This is a genomic window from Pantoea sp. SGAir0184 (assembly GCF_043544755.1).
In genome coordinates, this window is sequence record NZ_CP028050.1 from 4,222,867 (window position 1) to 4,243,860 (window position 20,994).

Consider the following 20,994-nt stretch of genomic DNA (forward strand, 5'->3'; position numbering starts at 1 on the left):
AAGCAGGCTTTATGCCCAGGGGGCGCCCCCATCTCACCAGCAACTTCCCGATGATCAGTCGGGGATCATCATACCCGGAGGAGAATGATCGGGATATAAGGGGCGCCATTCATGGCGACCAAATGTCGGTACGCATAAATGCGCATGCTGTCCAAAACCGCACAATCACCCCGTAGGGGCGCCATTTATGGCGACCGAAAATGGCGCAACGCCCTTACCTTATGCCCTCCGCGGCGACCCGTGCTGGCCACTCGCCACCACTCATCCTCTTCCGCTAATTTCGCACGGAGAAAAATGTAGTAATCTCAGGGGTAAACCTTACACTTTCGAAAGCTAAATTGAGTCAGGATAGTTATGTCGACAAGCGCAATGAGCGTGGTGATCCTCGCCGCTGGCAAAGGCACCCGCATGTATTCCGATCTGCCTAAGGTGCTGCACAGCCTGGCAGGTAAACCAATGGTGCAACACGTTATTGATGCCGCTACCGGCCTCGGCGCACAGCAGGTGCATCTGGTCTACGGCCACGGCGGTGAATTGCTGCAGGAGAAACTGGCGCATAACCCGCTGAACTGGGTGTTGCAGGCGGAACAGCTCGGCACCGGCCATGCCATGCAGCAGGCGGCACCGTTCTTCGCCGATGACGAAGATATCCTGATGCTGTACGGCGATGTCCCGCTGATCGCCCAGGAAACCCTGCAGCGTCTGCGCGACGCCAAACCCGCTGGCGGCATCGGGCTGCTCACCGTGGTGCTGGATAACCCCACCGGCTACGGACGCATCGTGCGCGAAAACGGCACCATCACCGGCATCGTGGAGCAAAAAGATGCGTCAGCCGAACAGCTGAAGATTCAGGAGATCAACACCGGCATCCTGATCGCCAACGGTGCCGACCTGAAGCGCTGGCTGGCGCAGCTCAACAACCACAATGCGCAGGGCGAATTCTACATCACCGATATCATCGCCATGGCGCATCAGGAAGGCCGCGTGATCAACGCAGTGCACCCGGCGCGTATCAGCGAAACCGACGGCGTGAACAATCGTCTGCAGCTATCCACTCTGGAGCGCACTTATCAACGCGAGCAGGCAGAAAAGCTGCTGCTGGCTGGCGTCATGCTGCGCGATCCGGCGCGCTTCGATCTGCGCGGTACGCTGCAGCACGGTCGTGATGTCGATATTGATACCAACGTGATCATTGAAGGCAACGTCACGCTGGGCCATCGGGTGAAAATCGGCGCTGGCTGCATCATCAAAAACAGCGTGATTGCCGATGACTGCGAAATCAGCCCTTATTCGGTGATTGAAGATGCCACGCTGGCCGCCGCCTGCACCGTCGGGCCGTTTGCGCGCCTGCGTCCGGGCAGCGAACTGGCTGAACAGGCGCACGTCGGCAACTTTGTCGAGATGAAGAAAGCGACGCTGGGTAAAGGCTCTAAGGCCGGCCATCTGTCGTATCTCGGGGATGCGGAGATTGGCGCGGGCGTGAATATCGGTGCCGGCACCATCACCTGCAACTACGACGGTGCCAACAAGTTTAAAACCATTATCGGCGACAACGTGTTTGTCGGCTCGGACACCCAGCTGGTGGCTCCGGTCAGCGTGGCGGCGGGCGCCACCATCGCCGCCGGCACGACGGTGATGAAAGACGTTACCGCTGCCGATCTGGTCTATAACCGCAAAGAGCAAAATCAGAAGTCTGGCTGGCAGCGTCCGGTTAAGAAAAAATAAATGTCAGGGCCGGCAAAGATCGGCCCGGTATTAAAAACCCGACATATTCCGGTTTTCAGGCAGCTAACGCACCTGCAACCTGGAATAGGAAGGGATATCCCCCACTCTCTACAAGGCTCGGGGAACAATCAGGTCAGATGACAACGCAATGGCCGAAAGCCATGACGTCAGGAAATTACTATGTGTGGAATTGTTGGTGCAGTAGCGCAGCGTGATATCGCAGAAATTCTGCTGGAAGGGCTGCGTCGTCTTGAGTATCGCGGTTATGACTCTGCCGGTCTGGCGGTTGTCGATCGCCAGGGCCACATGACGCGGTTGCGTCGTCTGGGTAAAGTGGCCAATCTGGCAGAAGCGGCGGAGCAGCAGCCGCTGATTGGCGGAACCGGCATCGCGCACACCCGCTGGGCGACGCACGGTGAGCCGTCGGAAGCCAATGCGCACCCGCACGTCTCAGAGCACATTATTATTGTGCACAACGGCATCATTGAGAACCACGAACCGCTGCGTGAGCAGATGATCGCACGCGGTTACCGCTTTGCCTCCGAAACCGATACCGAAGTGGTGGCGCACCTGGTGCACTGGGAGCAGAAACAGGGCGGTACGCTGCGCGAAGTGGTACTGCGGGTGATCCCGCAACTGCGCGGGGCGTATGGCATGGTGATCATGGACAGCCGCGATCCGTCGGTGCTGGTGGCTGCGCGTTCCGGCAGCCCGCTGGTGATTGGCCGCGGCGTGGGCGAAAACTTTATCGCTTCCGATCAGCTGGCGCTGCTGCCGGTGACCCGCCGCTTTATCTACCTCGAAGAGGGGGATATTGCCGAAATTACCCGTCGCGAAGTGACGATTATCGATCGCCACGGTAACCAGGCACAGCGCGCGGAGATCGAATCCAATGCGCAGTACGATGCCGGCGACAAAGGCGTTTACCGCCATTACATGCAGAAAGAGATCTACGAACAGCCGAACGCCATCAAAAACACGCTGGCCGGCCGCTTTCATGACGGCATTGTTGATCTCAGCGAACTGGGCGCTAACGCGGAAACGCTGCTGAGCCAGGTGGAACACATCCAGATCATCGCCTGCGGCACTTCCTACAACTCCGGCATGGTGTCGCGTTACTGGTTTGAGTCGCTGGCCAACATCCCGTGTGACGTGGAGATCGCCTCCGAATTCCGCTATCGCAAATCTGCGGTGCGTAAAAACAGCCTGCTGATCACCCTGTCGCAATCCGGTGAAACCGCCGATACGCTGGCAGCGCTGCGCCTGTCCAAAGAGCTGGGCTATCTCGGTTCGCTGGCCATCTGCAACGTGGCCGGTTCGTCACTGGTGCGTGAGTCAGATCTGGCGCTGATGACCAAAGCCGGCACCGAAATTGGCGTGGCCTCGACCAAAGCATTCACCACCCAGCTGACGGTACTGCTGATGCTAGTGGCGAAGCTGGGCCGTCTGCACGGCATGCGCGCTGACACCGAGCATGAGATTGTCCATGCGCTGCAGGCACTGCCGAGCCGCATTGAACAGATGCTGGCGCAGGATAAAGTGATCGAGAATCTCGCCGAAGGCTTCTCTGACAAGCATCACGCGCTGTTCCTCGGCCGTGGCGATCAGTATCCGATTGCCATGGAAGGGGCGCTGAAGCTGAAAGAGATCTCCTATATCCACGCCGAAGCTTATGCGGCGGGCGAGCTGAAGCACGGTCCGCTGGCGCTGATTGATGCCGATATGCCGGTGATTGTGGTGGCACCAAACAACGAGCTGCTGGAGAAGCTGAAATCCAACATCGAAGAGGTGCGCGCGCGCGGCGGTCTGCTGTATGTGTTTGCCGACCAGGATGCCGGTTTCAGCGACAGCGAAGGCATGAAAATCATCCCGCTGCCGCACGTTGAAGAGGTGATTGCCCCAATCTTCTACACCGTGCCGCTGCAGCTGCTCTCCTACCACGTGGCGCTGATCAAAGGCACCGACGTCGACCAGCCGCGTAACCTGGCGAAATCGGTTACGGTGGAATAAGCGTAGCCCGGTCTGGAAACAGGCCGGGTTTTTTAACTCATTGTTGTTCCGATTAAATTAATCGTGAATTCTGTGAACGTTGTGAATTAATTTTTTCCTGATATGTGAAATCAACTTTCATAATTCGCTGGCTCTCCTTCACTTCTTTTTTGTTTAACTTTAATTTAACCTTTCAGTCATAAGCTTTCTGATGCATGTAGCAAGCCAAACTCGTTCTCTGCATGTAGGAATTTATGGCGCATTATTTCATATTTACTTTTTTGTGTCTGATGCTTTTATCCGATGCACTGGCATCGTCATTCAGTGTGAATATTTCCGGTAACGTGATGGTACCTGCCGACTGTAAAATAAATAATGGTATGCCGATTAGTGTTAATTTCGGTGATGTGCGCACCGATAAAATAGATGGGAAAGCGTATCAGCAACCTGTGTCATTTACGCTTTCCTGCACTAATCTTCCCTCTAATGCGCTTAAACTCCAGCTACAGGGGAATGCAGCCAGCTTTGATAGCGGTGCGTTACGCGCATCAGTCAGCGGTTTAGGTATTGCGTTTTTTAAGTCTAACGCTGAAAGGTTAAATATTAATACCAGCTGGGTAAACTTTACTTATCCCGCGCTGCCGGTTATTACGGCCGTCCCGGTGAAAGATAACAGCAGTAGTTTAACGGGTGGAAGTTTTACTTCAGCGGCAACACTGGTAGTGGAACTGCAATAAATGAAACGTATGTGGTTAATGGCACTATTGCTGCCCGCTATGCTGAAGTATAGCGCAGTGGCTGCTTTCAGCGTGCAGGCTAACTTCAGTGGAAAACTCATCGAGCCGCCGTTATGTCAGATTAACGGCGAAAAGCCAATTCTAGTGGAGTTTGGTTCAGTGGTTATTTCCCAAATCAATGGCGACAGCTACAGAAAACCTGTCTCCTGGACGTTAACCTGTAGCAATAATCCCGATAAGAGTATGCGTGTACAAATCAGTGGCACCGGAAGCGCATTTAATTCTGCTTTGCTGGCGACCAGCCAGCGTGATTTGGCGATTCAGATATTAAGCGGTAAAAATGGCGAAAACGCCCTGGCACTGAATAACTGGCTGCCGTTTACCTTTCCTGCGCTGCCCGTCATTCAGGTGGTACCGGTGAAAAAAAACGCCGCGGTGTTAACCAGCGGTGACTTTTCTGCTTTTGCTGCGCTGGTGGTTGAGTACCAGTAGATGATCGGCGTTGACGCAACCACAGGATTAGACCAATGCTAACAGGGCTTGTTTTCCGCTATCTGGCTTTTTTCGCTGGCCTGCTGCTGTTCTTTTCAGCGCAAGCGATGGAAGCCCCGCGCGTGGATGGCATTCGCTGGGTCAACGCAAGCCAGGTTGAAATTACCTGGTCAGTGGTGGATGTCGGTATGATATCCGGCTATGCCCGCTGTAACTCTTCAGAGAGAACCTGCGCAGCAGGCATCGGTGTCAGCGCCTGGTTTATCGGGCATGGCACCGTATTCAGCGCTGCGGGCGGGCCACAAATTTACGTCGATCAGGGCGAGAGCCTGGCCTCGGTGGCTGAACGTTTTATCCGTTTTAATGGTCGGGGTGGCAAGTTTCTGCGTAACTCAGATACCCGTTATTACAGTTCATACTGCGGCAGCTTTGTGACAGCCTCCGCGACCGTAACTGACTATTCCGGAATGGTTGCGCCCTGGGCACCTTGCGTCAACATTCCGGTGGTGCCGGTATCCTGTTCGGTAAGCGGAGCCGCGCTGAATATTAATCATGGTACGCTGGCCCCGGCCGCCGTTAATGGCGCCAAAGCCAGCGTTAACTTCTCGCTTTTCTGCAACCGTGATGTGAATATCAGTTTTGCGCTTGCCGGTGGGATCAATATCCTCAAACTGAGCAACAACATCAGTACGCTGTTATCACTGGCTGACGGGAGTCTGAATAAACCGCGATTAGTGCGGGCTAACGTGACGACGCCGTTCACGCTGATTTCGACGCTCTCCTCAACAACCCCCAGTCCCGGTAACTTTACCGGCAGCACGGTGGTTTTCATTAATTACCTCTGATTTGCCAGCCGACCCGGTTGTCATATAACTGTCACAATTCGTACATTTCACTGTCATCAAACTGTCCTATTTTGCCTCCAGCAGCAATCAATGACTCTTACTAAAACGGCGTCAAGCCTGATTTTTAATCCCCTGGAGGGAACATGACACTGATGCGTAGCACCGTAGCCCGAATTCTCGCCGCCACCTTCGCAGTAAGCGCGGTTTCTGCTTTTGCAGCCACCGACCTGACAGGCGCAGGCGGGACGTTCCCGGCACCGGTTTATGCCAAGTGGGCAGCAGAGTATCAGCAAGCCACCGGTAGCAAAATCAACTATCAGGGTATTGGTTCCTCGGGTGGCGTGAAGCAAATCATCGCCAAAACCGTGGATTTCGGTGCGTCCGATGCGCCGATGAAAGAAGAAGATCTGCAGAAAAATGGCCTGTTCCAGTTCCCGACGGTGATCGGTGGCGTGGTGCTGGCGGTGAACATTCCCGGCGTTAAATCTGGTGAGCTGACGCTCGACGGTAAAACGGTCGGCGACATCTATCTCGGCACCATCAAAAAGTGGAACGATCCGGCGATCACCAAACTGAACCCGGGCGTGAAGCTGCCAGACACCAACATCAACGTGGTGCGCCGCGCGGATGGTTCCGGCACCTCTTTCGTCTTCACCAGCTACCTGTCTAAAGTGAATGAGACCTGGAACAGCAAAATCGGTAAAGGCAACACCGTCAACTGGCCAACCGGTCTGGGCGGTAAAGGTAATGACGGCGTGGCCGCGTTTGTACAGCGTCTGCCAGGCTCGATTGGCTACGTAGAGTACGCCTACGCCAAACAGAACAACCTGACTTACACCAAACTGGTTGATGCCGATGGCAAGCCAGTGGCACCGAGCGAAGCCAGCTTTGCGAACGCCGCCAAAGGCGCTGACTGGAGCAAATCCTTTGCCCAGGACCTGACCTTCCAGAAAGGCAACGACGCATGGCCGATCACTTCAACCACCTTCATCCTGATCTACAAAGAGCAGGCGAATGCAGAGAAGGGCAGTGAAGTGCTGAAGTTCTTTGACTGGGCGTACAAAGGCGGCAGCAAAACGGCTACGGCGCTGGATTACGCTGCGCTGCCAGAGAGCGTAGCGAATCAGATTCGTGCTGCCTGGAAAGCCAACATCAAAGACAGTTCCGGTAAAGCGCTGTACCAGTAAGTGTATGACCCGGCCAGCGTCCGCGCTGGCCAGCCTGATGGGCGGCCTTGTTGCCGCCCTGATTACCCTCTGAGATCGAGAATTCTATGGCTGCCACTAAGCCGACGTTTAAAGCACCGGGCAAGCAAGGCGACATGATATTCGGCGCGCTGGTGAAGCTCTCCGCGCTAATCGTGTTACTGCTGCTGGGTGGCATTATCGTCTCCCTGATTTTCTCCTCCTGGCCGAGCATCCAGAAATTTGGCTTCTCCTTTCTGTGGACCAAAACCTGGGATGCGCCAAACGAAGAATTTGGTGCGCTGGTGCCGATTTACGGCACCCTCATGACCTCACTGATTGCCTTAATCATCGCGGTGCCGGTGAGTTTCGGTATCGCCCTGTTTCTGACCGAACTGGCGCCAAACTGGCTGCGCCGTCCGCTGGGTACCGCGATTGAGCTGCTGGCGGCCATTCCCAGCATCGTGTACGGCATGTGGGGCCTGTTTATCTTTGCTCCGCTGTTCGCGGAGTATTTCCAGACGCCGGTTGGCGACGTGCTGGCAAATATCCCGATCGTCGGCGCGCTGTTCTCCGGTCCGGCCTTCGGCATCGGCATTCTGGCGGCGGGCGTGATCCTCGCCATCATGATCATCCCTTACATCGCCTCGGTGATGCGCGATGTGTTCGAACAGACGCCGGTAATGATGAAAGAGTCAGCCTACGGCATCGGCTGTACCACCTGGGAAGTGATCTGGCGCATCGTGCTGCCGTTTACCAAAAACGGCGTGATCGGCGGCGTGATGCTGGGGCTCGGCCGCGCGCTGGGCGAAACCATGGCGGTCACCTTTATCATCGGTAATACCTACCAGCTGGACAGCGCGTCGCTGTTTATGCCCGGCAACAGTATCACCTCAGCGCTGGCGAACGAGTTCGCCGAAGCCGAATCCGGCGTGCACGTGGCGGCGCTGATGGAGCTTGGCCTGATTCTGTTCGTGATTACCTTTATCGTTCTGGCGATCTCCAAACTGATGATCCTGCGTCTGGCGAAGAGTGAAGGAGCCCGTTCATGACAGCAATAGAAATGCAGGCGCGCGCCGAGCTGGAAGCCTCACGCCGTAAAATGCAGGCGTGGCGCAGCACCAAAAACAAAATTGCCCTGACGCTCTCGCTGCTGACCATGGCGTTCGGCCTGTTCTGGCTGATCTGGATTTTGTTCACCACCGTCACGAAAGGGATCGATGGCCTGAGCTGGACGCTGTTAACCGAATCCACGCCGCCGCCCAACACCGCGGGCGGTGGTCTGGCGAACGCCCTGGCGGGCAGCGGCCTGCTGATCTTCTGGTCCACCTTCTTTGGCACGCCGCTGGGCATTCTGGCGGGTATCTACCTGGCAGAATATGGCCGCAAGCACTGGCTGGCGGAAGTGATTCGCTTCATCAACGACATCCTGCTGTCCGCACCGTCAATTGTGGTCGGCCTGTTCGTGTACACCATCGTGGTGGCGCAGATGCAGCACTTCTCCGGCTGGGCCGGTGTGATAGCGCTGGCGCTGCTACAGGTGCCTATTGTGATTCGTACCACCGAGAACATGCTGCGGCTGGTGCCGGACAGCATGCGTGAAGCGGCTTATGCGCTGGGCACGCCGAAGTGGAAGATGATCTCAGCTATTACGCTGAAAGCCTCGGTCTCCGGCATCATTACCGGTGTGCTGCTGGCGATTGCGCGCATTGCCGGTGAAACCGCACCGCTGCTGTTCACCGCGCTGTCGAACCAGTTCTGGAGCACCGACATGATGCAGCCGCTGGCCAACCTGCCGGTGACCATCTTCAAATTCGCCATGAGCCCGTTTGCCGAATGGCAGAGCCTGGCGTGGGCCGGTGTGCTGATTATTACGCTGTGCGTGCTGCTGCTGAACATCGTGGCGCGCGTGATTTTCGCCAAAGGCAAACACTAATTTTCCGGCGCGGCTTCGGCGGCGCTGCACATGAGAGATGAGCAATGAGTATGGCAACTCCTTCTGCCGGTAAAATTCAGGTGCGCAATCTGAACTTCCACTACGGTAAGTTCCACGCGCTGAAGAACATTAATCTGGATATCGCCAAAAACCAGGTGACGGCGTTTATCGGTCCGTCGGGCTGCGGCAAATCCACCCTGCTGCGCACCTTCAACAAAATGTACTCGCTCTATCCGGAGCAGCGTGCTGAGGGTGAAATTCTGCTGGATGGCGACAACATTCTGGCATCGCATCAGGATATCGCCCTGCTGCGCGCGCGCGTCGGCATGGTGTTCCAGAAGCCGACGCCGTTTCCGATGTCGATTTATGACAACATCGCCTTTGGCGTGCGGCTGTTTGAGAAGCTGTCGCGTGCCGATATGGATGAGCGCGTGCAGTGGGCGCTGAGCAAAGCCGCGCTGTGGAATGAAACCAAAGACAAGCTGCACCAGAGCGGTTACAGTCTCTCCGGCGGTCAGCAGCAGCGCCTGTGCATCGCGCGCGGCATCGCGATTCGCCCGGAAGTGCTGCTGCTGGATGAGCCATGTTCGGCGCTGGATCCGATCTCTACCGGACGCATCGAAGAGCTGATCACCGAGCTGAAGCAGGATTACACCGTGGTCATCGTGACTCATAACATGCAGCAGGCGGCGCGCTGTTCCGATCACACGGCGTTTATGTATCTGGGCGAGCTGATTGAGTTCAGCGACACCGACACGCTGTTTACCAAGCCAGCGCAGAAGCAGACAGAAGATTACATCACCGGTCGTTACGGCTGATTCAGGAGAGAAACATGGATAATTTAAATCTGAACAAACATATCTCCGGTCAGTTCAACGCGGAGCTGGAGCACATTCGTACTCAGGTGATGATCATGGGTGGCATGGTGGAGCAGCAGCTTACCGATGCCATCACCGCGATGCATAACCAGGATGGCGAACTGGCGCGCCGGGTGATTGACGGTGACCAGAAGGTCAACATGATGGAAGTGGAGATCGATGAAGCCTGTGTGCGCATCATCGCCAAGCGTCAGCCTACCGCCAGCGACCTGCGTCTGGTGATGGCGATCATCAAAACCATTTCGGAGCTGGAACGCATCGGCGACGTGGCGGAGAAGATCAGCCGTACCGCGCTGGAGAAGTTTGGTCAGCAGCATCTGCCGCTGCTGGTGAGCCTTGAGTCGCTCGGGCATCACACCGTGCAGATGCTGCACGACGTGCTGGATGCCTTCGCGCGCATGGATCTCAATGAAGCCATCAAGATCTACCGCGAAGACAAAAAGGTGGATAAAGAGTACGAAGGTATTGTGCGCCAGCTGATGACCTACATGATGGAAGATCCGCGCACCATTCCCAGCGTGCTCACCGCGCTGTTCTGCGCGCGCGCCATCGAGCGCATCGGTGACCGCTGCCAGAACATCTGCGAAATTATCTTCTATTTCGTGAAAGGTCAGGATTTCCGTCACGTTGGCGGTGACAAGCTGGATGAACTGCTGTCGGGCGACGACGGCAGCAATAAACCCTCCTGATTGACGTGATGACTGCCTGTTAGCGCTGAGGCTGACAGGCAGTGCGCTTGATTTCTGCCTGTTCTCAACCTGCCGCTCTCTTTATACTTGGCGCACATTTTTCTGCCAGGTGCTGTTTTATGTCCTCTGCAAATAACAACAAAACCGCCGTTACGCCGGCGAAAGCGATGGTGGCTGCCGTCAGCGGCTATGCCATGGATGGATTTGATCTGCTGATTCTGGGATTTATGCTGCCGGCGATCAGCGTGTCGCTGGCGCTGGATGCGTCGCAGGCCGGTTCGCTGGTGACCTGGACGCTGATCGGCGCGGTGGTCGGCGGCATTGTGTTTGGTCATCTGAGCGATCGCTACGGCCGCATCCGCATTCTGACCGTGACGATCCTGATGTTCTCGCTGTTCACCGGGCTGTGCGCCGTGGCGCAGGGCTACTGGGATCTGCTGGCGTATCGTACGCTGGCCGGCATGGGGTTGGGCGGTGAGTTTGGCATCGGCATGGCGCTGATTGCCGAAGCCTGGCCGAAGGAGAAGCGTAACCGCGCCTCGGCGTGGGTCGGTATCGGCTGGCAGCTCGGCGTATTGCTGGCGGCCTTTATCACACCGCCGCTGCTGAGCGTGATTGGCTGGCGCGGTATGTTCCTGGTTGGCCTGCTGCCGGCGCTGGTGTCGTTTGTGATTCGCCGCAGTATGGGCGAGCCGGAAGCCTTCACCCGCCATGTGGAAAAAACTCCGCAGCTCTCCTTTTCCGCGCGCATTAAACTGCTGTTTGCCGATCGCGCCACCAGCAAAGCTAGCCTCGGCATTTTGATTCTTTGTTCGGTGCAGAATTTTGGCTATTACGGCCTGATGATCTGGATGCCAAGTTATCTCTCTTCCAGCTTCGGCTTCAGCCTGACCAAATCCGGCCTGTGGACGGCCGTTACGGTAGTGGGCATGACGTTCGGCATCTGGCTGTTCGGCGTGCTGGCGGACCGCTTTGCGCGCTGGAAGATTTTCCTGCTGTACCAGTTTGGCGCCGTGGCGATGGTGGTGGTTTACGCCCAGCTGCGCGACCCGACGGTGATGCTGTTTACCGGTGCCATCATGGGGATGTTTGTTAACGGCATGATTGGCGGCTACGGCGCGCTGATCTCGGACACTTTCCCACCGCAGGCGCGCGCCACCGCGCAGAATGTGTTGTTCAACCTCGGCCGCGGCGTCGGCGGTTTCGGCCCGCTGGTGATCGGCATGCTGGCCACGCATATTTCGTTCACCGCTGCGATTACGCTGCTGGCGCTGATTTACCTGCTGGATATTGTCGCCACGCTGTTCCTGCTGCCAAAAAGCCAGGGCAATGAGGATTCGCTGGGCGCGATTGGGTGATTTTTTCCCCCTCACCCTAACCCTCTCCCGCAAACGGGAGAGGGAACCGTCTGGTGCGGTATGTGGGTGGGCACTTTTGTTCAACCCCGCTCGATCGGCCCCTTCTCCCGCTGGCGGGAGAAGGCTGGGATGAGGGGGCTGCGCGCACTTACCTGACCACATCCCAGCCACGCGCACGCCACAGCGCTGGCAGCTGCGCCATATCGTCAAAACGCGTCACCAGCGGGTGATCAATCACCGGATTGTGTGCATCGGCACAGTAGTAAAACACCGGTATGCCAGCGGCGATGCCAGCCCGCGCGCCAGCCTCTGAATCATCCACCAGAATGCACTTTTCAATCGGCACCTGCATCTGTTCCGCCGCGTGATACATCAGCTCCGGATCCGGCTTCCAGTGATTAATGTCATAGCCGCTGTACAGGCGTCCGCTCAGATACGGCAGCATGCCGGTCAGCCCCAGTGAATGCTCCATCTTCTTCACCGTACCGTTCGACACCACGCACATCGGCACCTTCACGCGCTCCACCAGCGCTCTGGCGCCGGCAATCGGCTGCAGATCAAGATCAAACAGGCGCGCCACTTCCGCGCGGTAGGCACTCTCCACCTCAGCCAGCGGCAGTGTCACCTGATGCTGTGCCGTCACATCGCGGATGATGTCGTAAAGCTTCACCCCTTTGTACTGCTCAAACATCTGCTGCAGCGAGAGTTCGATACCGTAACGGGCAAAGGTGTTGACGTAGGACTGCGTGCAGATCACTTCGCTGTCGACCAGCGTGCCGTCGCAATCAAAAAAGATACATTCAACTGACATCGCGCCTCATCCTTTTAGTAAACAATAAGCTGTCACTCTAGCGCACTCAGCGCAGAAAGCGACCCCAGGCAACCGGTTGCGAAAAATCAGTGTTTTGCGGCGCTAAAGTCTATAGGATACGCGGCGATAAATTTTTCATCGGAACAGCGAAATGAACGAGCAGGGCCTTTTGCAGCGTATTTTCAGGCTGCAGGAACACGGAACCACCGCGCGCACTGAAGTGATTGCCGGTTTCACTACTTTCCTGACGATGGTGTATATCGTCTTCGTTAACCCGCAAATTCTTGGTGCCGCAGGCATGGACACCCAGGCGGTGTTTGTCACCACCTGCGTGATTGCTGCGTTCGGCAGCATCCTGATGGGGCTGGTGGCCAATCTGCCGGTGGCGCTGGCACCGGCCATGGGCCTCAACGCCTTCTTTGCCTTTGTGGTGGTGGGTGCGATGGGCTACTCGTGGCAGGTTGGTATGGGCGCGATCTTCTGGGGCGCGCTGGGGCTGCTGATCCTGACGCTGCTGCGCGTACGCTACTGGATGATCGCCAATATTCCGCTCAGCCTGCGCGTGGGCATCACCGCCGGTATCGGTCTGTTCATCGCCATGATGGGGCTGAAAAATGCCGGCATTATTGTGCCCAACGCGGACACCATCGTGACCGTCGGCAACCTGGCCTCGCACAACGTGCTACTCGGCGCGCTCGGCTTCTTTATCATTGCGATTCTGGCGTCGCGCAACATCCACGCGGCGGTGCTGGTCTCTATCGTCGTGACCACCGCGATCGGTCTGCTGCTGGGCGACGTGAAGTTTACCGGGCTGTTCGCCGCGCCGCCGGCCATCACCTCGGTGGTCGGCCAGGTCGATATCAAAGGCGCGTTCAACGTAAGCATGGCGGGCGTGATCTTCGCCTTCATGCTGGTCAATCTGTTTGACTCATCCGGTACGCTGATTGGCGTAACCGATAAAGCGGGCCTGACCGATGAGAAAGGTACTTTTCCGCGCATGAAACAGGCACTGTACGTGGATAGCATCAGCTCCGTCACCGGTTCGCTGATCGGCACCTCTTCGGTGACGGCGTACATCGAAAGCTCATCCGGCGTGGCGATTGGTGGCCGTACCGGCCTGATGGCGGTAGTGACCGGCATCCTGTTCCTGCTGGTGATGTTCCTGTCGCCGCTGGCTGCCATGGTGCCCGCCTATGCGGCGGCTGGCGCGCTGATTTATGTCGGCGTACTGATGACGGCTTCGCTGGCGCGCGTGCGCTGGGACGATCTGACCGAAGCGGTGCCGGCGTTTGTCACGGCGGCGATGATGCCGTTCAGCTTCTCGATCACCGAAGGTATTGCGCTCGGTTTTATCTCTTACTGCGTGATGAAACTCGGTACCGGACGCTGGCGTGAAATCAGCCCGTGCGTGGTGGTGGTGGCGCTGCTATTTGTGCTGAAAATCGCTTTTATCGACGCGCACTAAACGCAACAGGCCGCGGGTGCGGCCTGGTTATCCGGGATGCCTGACTTCCGGCTGACTGGCGACACGCTCGCCGGGCAGGCTGGTGAGGCGCAGGGTGCGCGGCCCGATGTTGGGTTTGCTCATCTCCACATCGCGCAGCGACTGCCACTGTTGCTGCGCATCAATCTCCCACAGCCGTAAACGCTCAGTGCCGGGCGACAGCGCGCAGGACCACACCAGCGTCGGCTCGGCATCACACACCGCCTGAATATCGGGATAGACGCTGGATCGCAGCCGGCCGGCCGCCGGATGCAGCCGCAGCGCATCAATACCGCTATCTGCTTCGCCGGTCAGTTTGAGGATGCTCTGGCGTAGCGTCCAGATCTGCGTCACCGCTTCCATAAAATCCTGCTGGGCGTTAATCCACGCCTTTTCACCCGATGACAGCCCCTGCGTGAGGGCATCCTGCGCCTGGCGGCTATGCGCCCGAACGATTTCTATATCCAGGCCAGCGCGCCCGCCTTCTTCTGCCAGCAGCACGCCGACCATGTTACCGGCATAGGAGATACTGAAGTCAGGCAGATTAGGATCGGCAAAGCAGGGACGACCGCTGCTGCTGGCGATCAGCGGCGGCAGGTCACGAATACCATAGACGCGCAGCATCAGCTGGGCCAGCAGCGCGCGTGCGGCAAGAAAGCGGCCGCGGCGCTTATCAGGCAGGTGCCCGGCGCTGGTCATCACATCCTGTGGAACCCGCATGGTCTCTGGGGTGAGGGGCGGGTTAACCACCCAACGAACAAAATGACTAGCCATCTGTCGCTCCGTGAAAATGGTCGGATAATCATCAGGGCTATTGTAAGAATTTTCTCATGGGTTTGCATCCGGCTTACGCTGGATAGCCAGTAAATTCAGATAAGGACGAGGCGAATCTCATTGCCATGAGCTGCAATTGAATATGAGGCTTTTGCACATTGGTGTCGGATGGGGTGCCGAAGCGGCGGATGTGGTGTAGGATTTGGACAGGAAAGAGCTGCACAATGAAGTGCTTAAATTATTCACCTATCTGCCAATCGTGCGCATCGCAAACCATGCACGTCGGAGTTGTTATGTCTGTTACATCTCTTGCTCGCCAGGAATCGATCTCGCTGGATGAATTTCGTCACGGCATGCGCCGTCTCACTGCCGGTGTCTCGCTGGTGACCACCTCATCCAGCGGAGAAAAGTTCGGGCTGATCGCCACCTCGGTCAGCTCGCTGGCAGCGGAACCGCCCAGCCTGCTGGTCTGCGTTAACCGCAGCGCATCAAGCCACGATGCCATTCTGCAGGCGGGCTACTTTGCCGTGAACGTTCTGCGCGAGCAGCACGATGACCTGTGCGCGCAATTCAGCTCGCCGACGCGCCGCGCTGAGCGTTTCCAGAGCGGTGAATGGCAAACCCTTAATACGGGCGCGCCCGTGCTGGCTGATGCGCTGGTGAGCTTCGATTGTCAGCTGGAAAAAACGGTGGAGTGGAACACCCACAGCGTGCTGCTGGCGCGTATCGTTGGTATTGCGCTGCCGGGCGAAGCGACAGCGCCGATGGTCTACTTCAACAGCGGTTTTCACTCGCTGGGCTAAGTCATGGCGCAGCGCGTCGTGCGGCTGCGCTGCTTAACGTATCAGGCAAATTTGCTGGCTTCGTCAAAGCTCAGACGCGGCAGGCGCGGATGCAGCTTACTGGCTTCGCCATAGCCAAGGTTGATCAGTAAGTTGACCTGCCAGTTATTTTCGCTGAAGAACGCGGCGTTAACTTTAGCCGGATCAAAACCGGACATCGGGCCGGCATCCAGTCCCAGCGAGCGGGCCGCCAGAATCAGATAGCCCGCCTGCAGGCTGCTGTTGCGAAACGCGGTCTCTTTGGCCAAATCCGGGCTGCTGGTAAACCAGCTGCGTGCATCGCCATGCGGGAACAGTTTTGGCAGTGCTTCATAAAAGGTCGGATCCCACGCCACAATCACCGTCACCGGTGCCGCCATGGTCTTATCCACATTGCCTGAGGAGAGCGCCGGTTTCAGCTTCTCTTTACCTTCCTGAGACGTCACGAACACAAAGCGGCCCGGCGAGCAGTTGGCTGAGGTCGGCCCCAGAGCCGTCAGCGCATAGAGCTGCTTCAGCACCTCCTGCGAAATCGGTTTATCCTGCCAGTAGCTATGTGTGCGGGCTTCAGTAAACAGCGCGTTCAGCGCCACGCTGTCGAGCGGTGTACTCATGTTTCTCTCCTGTTCAGGCAACAACCTGCGCCTGATTTTTAGCATGAATAATGGATGTGGCCGCTGCGTTTACGCGGCGACCCTCAACCGTTATACGACAAAGGCGAGGGCGCGCCAAATAACAAAGATGTATGTTGGTAGCGATCCCGGTGCGCCTGAATGCGCACCCTGCAGCATCGCATGAATCCCCTGTAGGGGCGCCATTTATGGCGACCTGTGACGGCGACTATTTACCAATACAAAAGCTGGAGAAAATCCGGCCCAGCAGATCGTCGGAGGTAAACTCGCCGGTGATTTCGCTCAGCGCCTGCTGCGCCAGCCGCAGCTCTTCGGCCAGCAGTTCGCCCGCCCAGGCTCCCAGCAGCTGCTCTTTGCCCTGCTGTAAGTGAGTGGCTGCTAACTCCAGCGCCTGCAGATGGCGGCGACGCGCGAGGAAGCCGCCTTCCATATTGCCGGCGAAGCCCATGCTCTGTTTCAGGTGCTCGCGCAGCGTATCGACGCCAGCGCCAGTGCGCGCCGACAGGCGAATAAGTGAGTGGCCATTTACTTCTGTCAGGCCCAGCGTTTCACCGGTCATGTCCGCTTTATTACGTACCACGGTAATCGGCAACGCGGCTGGTAAGCGCGCCACGAAATCAGGCCAGATGGCGGCGGCTTCAGTGGCGTCAGTGGTGGTGCCATCCACCATGAACAGGACGCGATCCGCCTGCTCAATCTCCTGCCAGGCGCGTTCAATGCCGATACGTTCCACTTCGTCGCTGGCTTCACGCAAACCGGCAGTATCGATGATGTGCAGCGGCATGCCGTCGATGTGGATGTGCTCGCGCAGCACGTCACGCGTGGTGCCGGCGATATCCGTCACAATCGCCGCTTCGCGTCCGGCCAGTGCGTTGAGCAGGCTCGATTTTCCGGCGTTGGGACGACCGGCAATCACCACCTTCATCCCTTCACGCAGCAGGCTGCCCTGACGCGCTTCGGCGCGCACGCCATTGAGATCGCCGATCACCGCATTCAGCTGCGCTTCGATTTTGCCGTCGGAAAGGAAGTCGATCTCCTCATCCGGAAAATCAATCGCCGCTTCCACATAGATGCGCAGGTGAGTAAGTGCTTCCACTAACGCATTAACGCGCAGTGAAAAAGCACCCTGCAGCGAGTTGACGGCGGAGCGGGCGGCCTGCTCGGAGCTGGCATCAATCAGATCGGCAATCGCTTCTGCCTGCGCCAGGTCGAGTTTGTCATTCAGAAAGGCGCGTTCCGAGAACTCGCCCGGCTGCGCAATACGCACACCCGGCAGCGCCACAATGCGCTTCAGCAGCAGATCGAGAATCACCGGACCGCCGTGGCCCTGCAGCTCCAGCACATCTTCACCAGTAAAGGAGTTCGGACCCGGGAACCACAGCGCGATACCCTGATCCAGCACGCTGCCATCAGCATCGTTAAAGGGCAGATAGTCGGCGTAGCGTGGCTTCGGCAGCTTGCCCAGCACAGCCTGCGCCACTTCAGCCGCTTTGGCACCGGAAATACGCAGAATACCGACGCCACCACGGCCGGGAGGCGTCGCCTGGGCAACAATAGTGTCACTGTGGCTCATAAGTACCTTCTTCCAAAAAAAACAGGGCGGCATAAATGCCGCCCCTGGAGATGTTGCGTCCTGCTCAGCGTTGCCGGGCGTTACGCTTTCTTCTTGTCGCGGCTGTGTAAACCACGCTTTTCCAGCCCGCGATAAATCAGCTGCTGCTGGAGAATGGTTACCAGGTTGCTGACGATGTAGTACAGCACCAGACCTGACGGGAACCACAGGAAGAACACGGTAAAAATAACCGGCATGTAAGTCATGATCTTTTGCTGCATCGGATCGGTCACGGTGGTCGGTGACATCTTCTGAATGAAGAACATGGTGATACCCATGATGACCGGCAGAATGTAGTACGGGTCCTGCGCGGACAGGTCATGAATCCACAGTACAAACGGAGCATGACGCAGTTCAACGGAACCGGACAGCATGTAGTACAGTGCCAGGAAGATTGGCATCTGGATAACCAGTGGCAGACAGCCGCCCAGCGGGTTCACTTTCTCCGCCTTATACAGCGCCATCATCTCCTGGCTCTGCTTCTGCTTATCATCACCCAGACGCTCACGCATGGCCTGAATCTTCGGCTGCAGCATACGCATCTTGGCCATCGAGGTGTACTGCGCTTTGGTCAGCGGGTACATGATGCCACGCACGATGAAGGTGATAACGATAATGGAGAAGCCCCAGTTACCGATAAAGCTGTGCAGGAATTTCAGCAGCTTAAACAGCGGCTGAGAGATGAACCACAGCCAGCCGTAATCCACGGTCAGATCGAGGTGCGGCGCGATAGCGGCCATTTTGTCCTGGATTTCCGGACCGACCCACAGAGTGGCACCGAGATCCTGCTGCGCGCCGGCGGCGATGGTCACAGGCGCCGACTTATAGCCGATTGCCGCCACACCATTGCCGAGATTGCTGGTGTACAGCGTATTGTTACCCTGAGTGCGCGGCACCCATGCGGTCGCAAAGTACTGCTGCAGCATCGCCACCCAGCCGTTGCTGGTGGTGGTGTTCAGGTTCTCGTTATCGGCGATGGTATCGAATTTGTATTTTTCATACTTCGCATCGCTGGTCGAGTAAGCGGCACCACGGAAAGTGTGCAGCGCAAAGTTATTGCTGCCGGTATCGCGATGCTTCGGCAGATCGATCGTCTGCTTCAGCTGACCAAACATCGCCACTTCCAGCGGCTGCTGCGAGGCGTTATTGATGTTGTAGTCGACGTTTACCGCGAATTCGCCACGTTTGAACACGAAGGTTTTGGTGTAAACCACGCCGTTCTCACCGGTCCAGCTCAGCGGCACGCGCAGCTCGGTCTGGCCATCGGCCATCTCGAAGTGATCCTGGGAAGCGGTATACAGCGGACGTGCGCCGTTGTTCGGGTTATCCGGACCGTTACGGCCGGTTAAGCCGCTCTGCGCCTGATAAACGAAGGCCGGAGTGGTTTCCAGCAGCTGGAACGGTGCGTCTGAACCCAGTTTGTCCGGGTAAGTCAGCAGCTGTGCCTGCTCGATATCACCGCCGCGGGTATTAATGTTGAGTGACAGGACATCAGTCTTAACGGTGATCGTTTTGCCCTGGCCGCTAGCCGGCACGCCGGAAGAGGCGGCATCACCCGCTGCGCTGCTTGTGTTCTGCGTGGTCTGGGTCTGCTGTGGCTGCGGAGCGTGGTCCGTCTGCCAGGCTTGCCAGATCATAAAAGACACGAACAGAAAAGCGATGAGAAAGAGATTGCGTTGCGAATCCATCGTTAATGTTCTCTGGTATCAAAGGTTTTTGGCGGCACCGGATCGTCGCCACCCGGGTTCAAAGGGTGGCATTTTAATACGCGTTTAATCGTCAACCAACTGCCTTTTAACATGCCGAAGCGGCGTACAGCTTCCACCCCATACTGCGAGCAGGTGGGATGGAACCGGCAATGAGGTCCCAGCAGTGGGCTGATGGCGCGTTGATAAACGCGTATCAGGGCGATCAGGAGCCGCGCGCCAGGCGACAGTGACGACGCCATAATTTCTCCAACGCTTCCGTCAGTGCACGGTTATCGAGGTCAGCAATCCCTTTTTTCGCCACGATGACAAAATCCATCGGCGGCAGCTCGTGTTGACGCAAACGAAAGCTTTCGCGGGTCAATCGCTTGATCCGGTTGCGTTCATGGGCGCGTTTCACGTGCTTCTTGGCGACGGTAAGACCGATGCGGGGATGCCCCAGCGAATTAAGGCGGCCGAGGATGGTGATTTGCGGCGTGCCAGCCCGAAGAGGTTGCTGGAAGACGAAAGTGAAATGAGCGGGAGTTAACAAACGTAACTCCCTGGGAAATGCGAGCTTAACCACGAGGGTTAGCTTTTATTACTTAGAAACGGTCAGACGAGCACGGCCTTTAGCACGACGACGTGCCAGAACCTGACGACCATTTTTAGTAGCCATACGAGCACGGAAGCCGTGAGAACGGTTGCGCTTCAGTACGGACGGTTGAAAAGTGCGTTTCATGGCGATTTCTACCTAAACTTGAAAAATTTCACTGGGTGACGCGTTTTCGGGCCAGTAAAACGACCGACGCCTCAATGTGTCTTTAATAAAGAGTCGGGATTGTAATAATTGTACAGTCCGGAGTCAATTTACTTCGCTGGGCGCGAGACCTGAAAACTCTGATACAGCCCGCTAATTCCGGGCATCAAAGCTTCACGCGCCAATGCCGGGTGGGGAATTATACGGGCTATAAAGGAAAGCGCAAGGATCGTCCAGGATCTTCTTGCGATCGCCGCGCCGATCGTGACGGCAAAAATGCGAGCGCGGTGGAAAATTTCTCGCTTTCAGCCTGATCCCCGCTCGCTTTTTCCGCAGACGGCGTAAACTGATGCATGCCTGGACACCCTGTGGATAAAATGGATCAAAACTGTGTAGAAAGGGAAGATCTCTGAGGCGCTTTGCGCTATGATCCGCCCTTCCGCTGACGATCCTCCTTGCGATCGCCGGGGATGACTACCGCGGATAGCGGTCGCAGGCGCTTTCTGACCGCCTGTGTCAAAAAAGACAGTTTCTATTATTAGCGCCTGAAATTCTTATCGATTTTGTACGAGTGGAGTCCGCC

The 20,994-nt window shown here is 57.0% G+C and carries 21 protein-coding genes; 13 read left to right on the forward strand and 8 right to left on the reverse strand.

The window, feature by feature from the left end:
- Nucleotides 1-354 precede the first annotated feature (354 nt).
- The 11 genes from glmU to C1N60_RS20000 all read left to right on the forward strand — a co-directional run bounded on the left by glmU (nt 355) and on the right by C1N60_RS20000 (nt 11,833).
- Complete coding sequence (glmU, locus tag C1N60_RS19950; protein WP_031279605.1) at nt 355-1,725, forward strand: bifunctional UDP-N-acetylglucosamine diphosphorylase/glucosamine-1-phosphate N-acetyltransferase GlmU; 1,371 nt, start codon at nt 355-357, stop codon at nt 1,723-1,725.
- 180 nt (nt 1,726-1,905) lie between these two features.
- Nucleotides 1,906-3,735: a glutamine--fructose-6-phosphate transaminase (isomerizing) gene (glmS, locus tag C1N60_RS19955; protein ID WP_058775624.1), complete on the forward strand. Its 1,830-nt coding sequence runs from the start codon at nt 1,906-1,908 to the stop codon at nt 3,733-3,735.
- A gap of 233 nt (nt 3,736-3,968) precedes the next feature.
- Entirely contained in the window at nt 3,969-4,451 is a 483-nt protein-coding gene (locus C1N60_RS19960) for a fimbrial protein (protein WP_394521235.1), read from the forward strand.
- Entirely contained in the window at nt 4,452-4,943 is a 492-nt protein-coding gene (locus tag C1N60_RS19965; RefSeq protein ID WP_394521236.1) for a fimbrial protein, read from the forward strand.
- A gap of 35 nt (nt 4,944-4,978) precedes the next feature.
- The gene (locus tag C1N60_RS19970; protein WP_104094320.1) at nt 4,979-5,788 is read left to right on the forward strand and encodes an MrpH family fimbial adhesin; all 810 of its coding nucleotides are present in this window, start codon (nt 4,979-4,981) and stop codon (nt 5,786-5,788) included.
- Nucleotides 5,789-5,931: 143 nt separating this feature from the next.
- Nucleotides 5,932-6,975, forward strand: coding sequence for a phosphate ABC transporter substrate-binding protein PstS (pstS, locus tag C1N60_RS19975; RefSeq protein ID WP_021506928.1), 1,044 nt, complete (start codon nt 5,932-5,934; stop codon nt 6,973-6,975).
- A gap of 86 nt (nt 6,976-7,061) precedes the next feature.
- Nucleotides 7,062-8,024: a phosphate ABC transporter permease PstC gene (pstC, locus tag C1N60_RS19980; protein ID WP_104189488.1), complete on the forward strand. Its 963-nt coding sequence runs from the start codon at nt 7,062-7,064 to the stop codon at nt 8,022-8,024.
- A complete protein-coding gene (pstA, locus tag C1N60_RS19985; protein ID WP_104189490.1) occupies nt 8,021-8,908 on the forward strand; it encodes a phosphate ABC transporter permease PstA in 888 nt (295 codons plus the stop codon). The genes pstC and pstA overlap by 4 nt, the downstream gene beginning before the upstream one ends.
- A gap of 44 nt (nt 8,909-8,952) precedes the next feature.
- Nucleotides 8,953-9,726, forward strand: a complete 774-nt coding sequence (gene pstB / locus C1N60_RS19990; protein ID WP_021506925.1) for a phosphate ABC transporter ATP-binding protein PstB — start codon at nt 8,953-8,955, stop codon at nt 9,724-9,726.
- Nucleotides 9,727-9,740: 14 nt separating this feature from the next.
- Nucleotides 9,741-10,475 carry a phosphate signaling complex protein PhoU gene (gene phoU, locus C1N60_RS19995; RefSeq protein WP_021506924.1) on the forward strand — a complete coding sequence of 245 codons (735 nt, stop codon included), beginning with the start codon at nt 9,741-9,743 and terminating at the stop codon, nt 10,473-10,475.
- 119 nt (nt 10,476-10,594) lie between these two features.
- The gene (locus tag C1N60_RS20000) at nt 10,595-11,833 is read left to right on the forward strand and encodes an MFS transporter (protein ID WP_136546230.1); all 1,239 of its coding nucleotides are present in this window, start codon (nt 10,595-10,597) and stop codon (nt 11,831-11,833) included.
- A gap of 148 nt (nt 11,834-11,981) precedes the next feature.
- On the opposite strand, the gene yieH is transcribed toward C1N60_RS20000, so the two are convergent.
- Nucleotides 11,982-12,644, reverse strand: coding sequence for a 6-phosphogluconate phosphatase (yieH, locus tag C1N60_RS20005; protein WP_021506922.1), 663 nt, complete (start codon nt 12,642-12,644; stop codon nt 11,982-11,984).
- A 151-nt stretch (nt 12,645-12,795) separates the two neighbouring features.
- Here yieH and C1N60_RS20010 point away from each other — a divergent pair, with 151 nt between their 5' ends.
- Nucleotides 12,796-14,109 carry an NCS2 family permease gene (locus C1N60_RS20010; protein ID WP_058770726.1) on the forward strand — a complete coding sequence of 438 codons (1,314 nt, stop codon included), beginning with the start codon at nt 12,796-12,798 and terminating at the stop codon, nt 14,107-14,109.
- Between the two features lie 27 nt (nt 14,110-14,136).
- On the opposite strand, the gene C1N60_RS20015 is transcribed toward C1N60_RS20010, so the two are convergent.
- Entirely contained in the window at nt 14,137-14,901 is a 765-nt protein-coding gene (locus tag C1N60_RS20015; RefSeq protein WP_394521237.1) for a 4'-phosphopantetheinyl transferase family protein, read from the reverse strand.
- A gap of 293 nt (nt 14,902-15,194) precedes the next feature.
- Between C1N60_RS20015 and C1N60_RS20020 the strand changes: the two genes are divergently transcribed.
- Nucleotides 15,195-15,704 (forward strand): flavin reductase family protein, encoded by a 510-nt coding sequence (locus C1N60_RS20020; protein WP_031279601.1) that lies wholly within the window; start codon nt 15,195-15,197, stop codon nt 15,702-15,704.
- A gap of 41 nt (nt 15,705-15,745) precedes the next feature.
- On the opposite strand, the gene C1N60_RS20025 is transcribed toward C1N60_RS20020, so the two are convergent.
- The 6 genes from C1N60_RS20025 to rpmH all read right to left on the reverse strand — a co-directional run bounded on the left by C1N60_RS20025 (nt 15,746) and on the right by rpmH (nt 20,393).
- A complete protein-coding gene (locus C1N60_RS20025) occupies nt 15,746-16,336 on the reverse strand; it encodes a malonic semialdehyde reductase (RefSeq protein ID WP_021506918.1) in 591 nt (196 codons plus the stop codon).
- 226 nt (nt 16,337-16,562) lie between these two features.
- Nucleotides 16,563-17,927 carry a tRNA uridine-5-carboxymethylaminomethyl(34) synthesis GTPase MnmE gene (gene mnmE, locus C1N60_RS20030; protein WP_394521238.1) on the reverse strand — a complete coding sequence of 455 codons (1,365 nt, stop codon included), beginning with the start codon at nt 17,925-17,927 and terminating at the stop codon, nt 16,563-16,565.
- Between the two features lie 80 nt (nt 17,928-18,007).
- Nucleotides 18,008-19,654 carry a membrane protein insertase YidC gene (gene yidC, locus C1N60_RS20035; RefSeq protein ID WP_021506916.1) on the reverse strand — a complete coding sequence of 549 codons (1,647 nt, stop codon included), beginning with the start codon at nt 19,652-19,654 and terminating at the stop codon, nt 18,008-18,010.
- A 2-nt stretch (nt 19,655-19,656) separates the two neighbouring features.
- A complete protein-coding gene (gene yidD / locus C1N60_RS20040) occupies nt 19,657-19,914 on the reverse strand; it encodes a membrane protein insertion efficiency factor YidD (RefSeq protein WP_071813586.1) in 258 nt (85 codons plus the stop codon).
- Complete coding sequence (rnpA, locus tag C1N60_RS20045) at nt 19,878-20,237, reverse strand: ribonuclease P protein component (RefSeq protein WP_040679622.1); 360 nt, start codon at nt 20,235-20,237, stop codon at nt 19,878-19,880. Before rnpA ends, yidD begins: the two co-directional genes overlap by 37 nt.
- A 15-nt stretch (nt 20,238-20,252) precedes the next feature.
- Nucleotides 20,253-20,393 (reverse strand): 50S ribosomal protein L34, encoded by a 141-nt coding sequence (gene rpmH / locus C1N60_RS20050; RefSeq protein WP_000831330.1) that lies wholly within the window; start codon nt 20,391-20,393, stop codon nt 20,253-20,255.
- Nucleotides 20,394-20,994 lie beyond the last annotated feature (601 nt).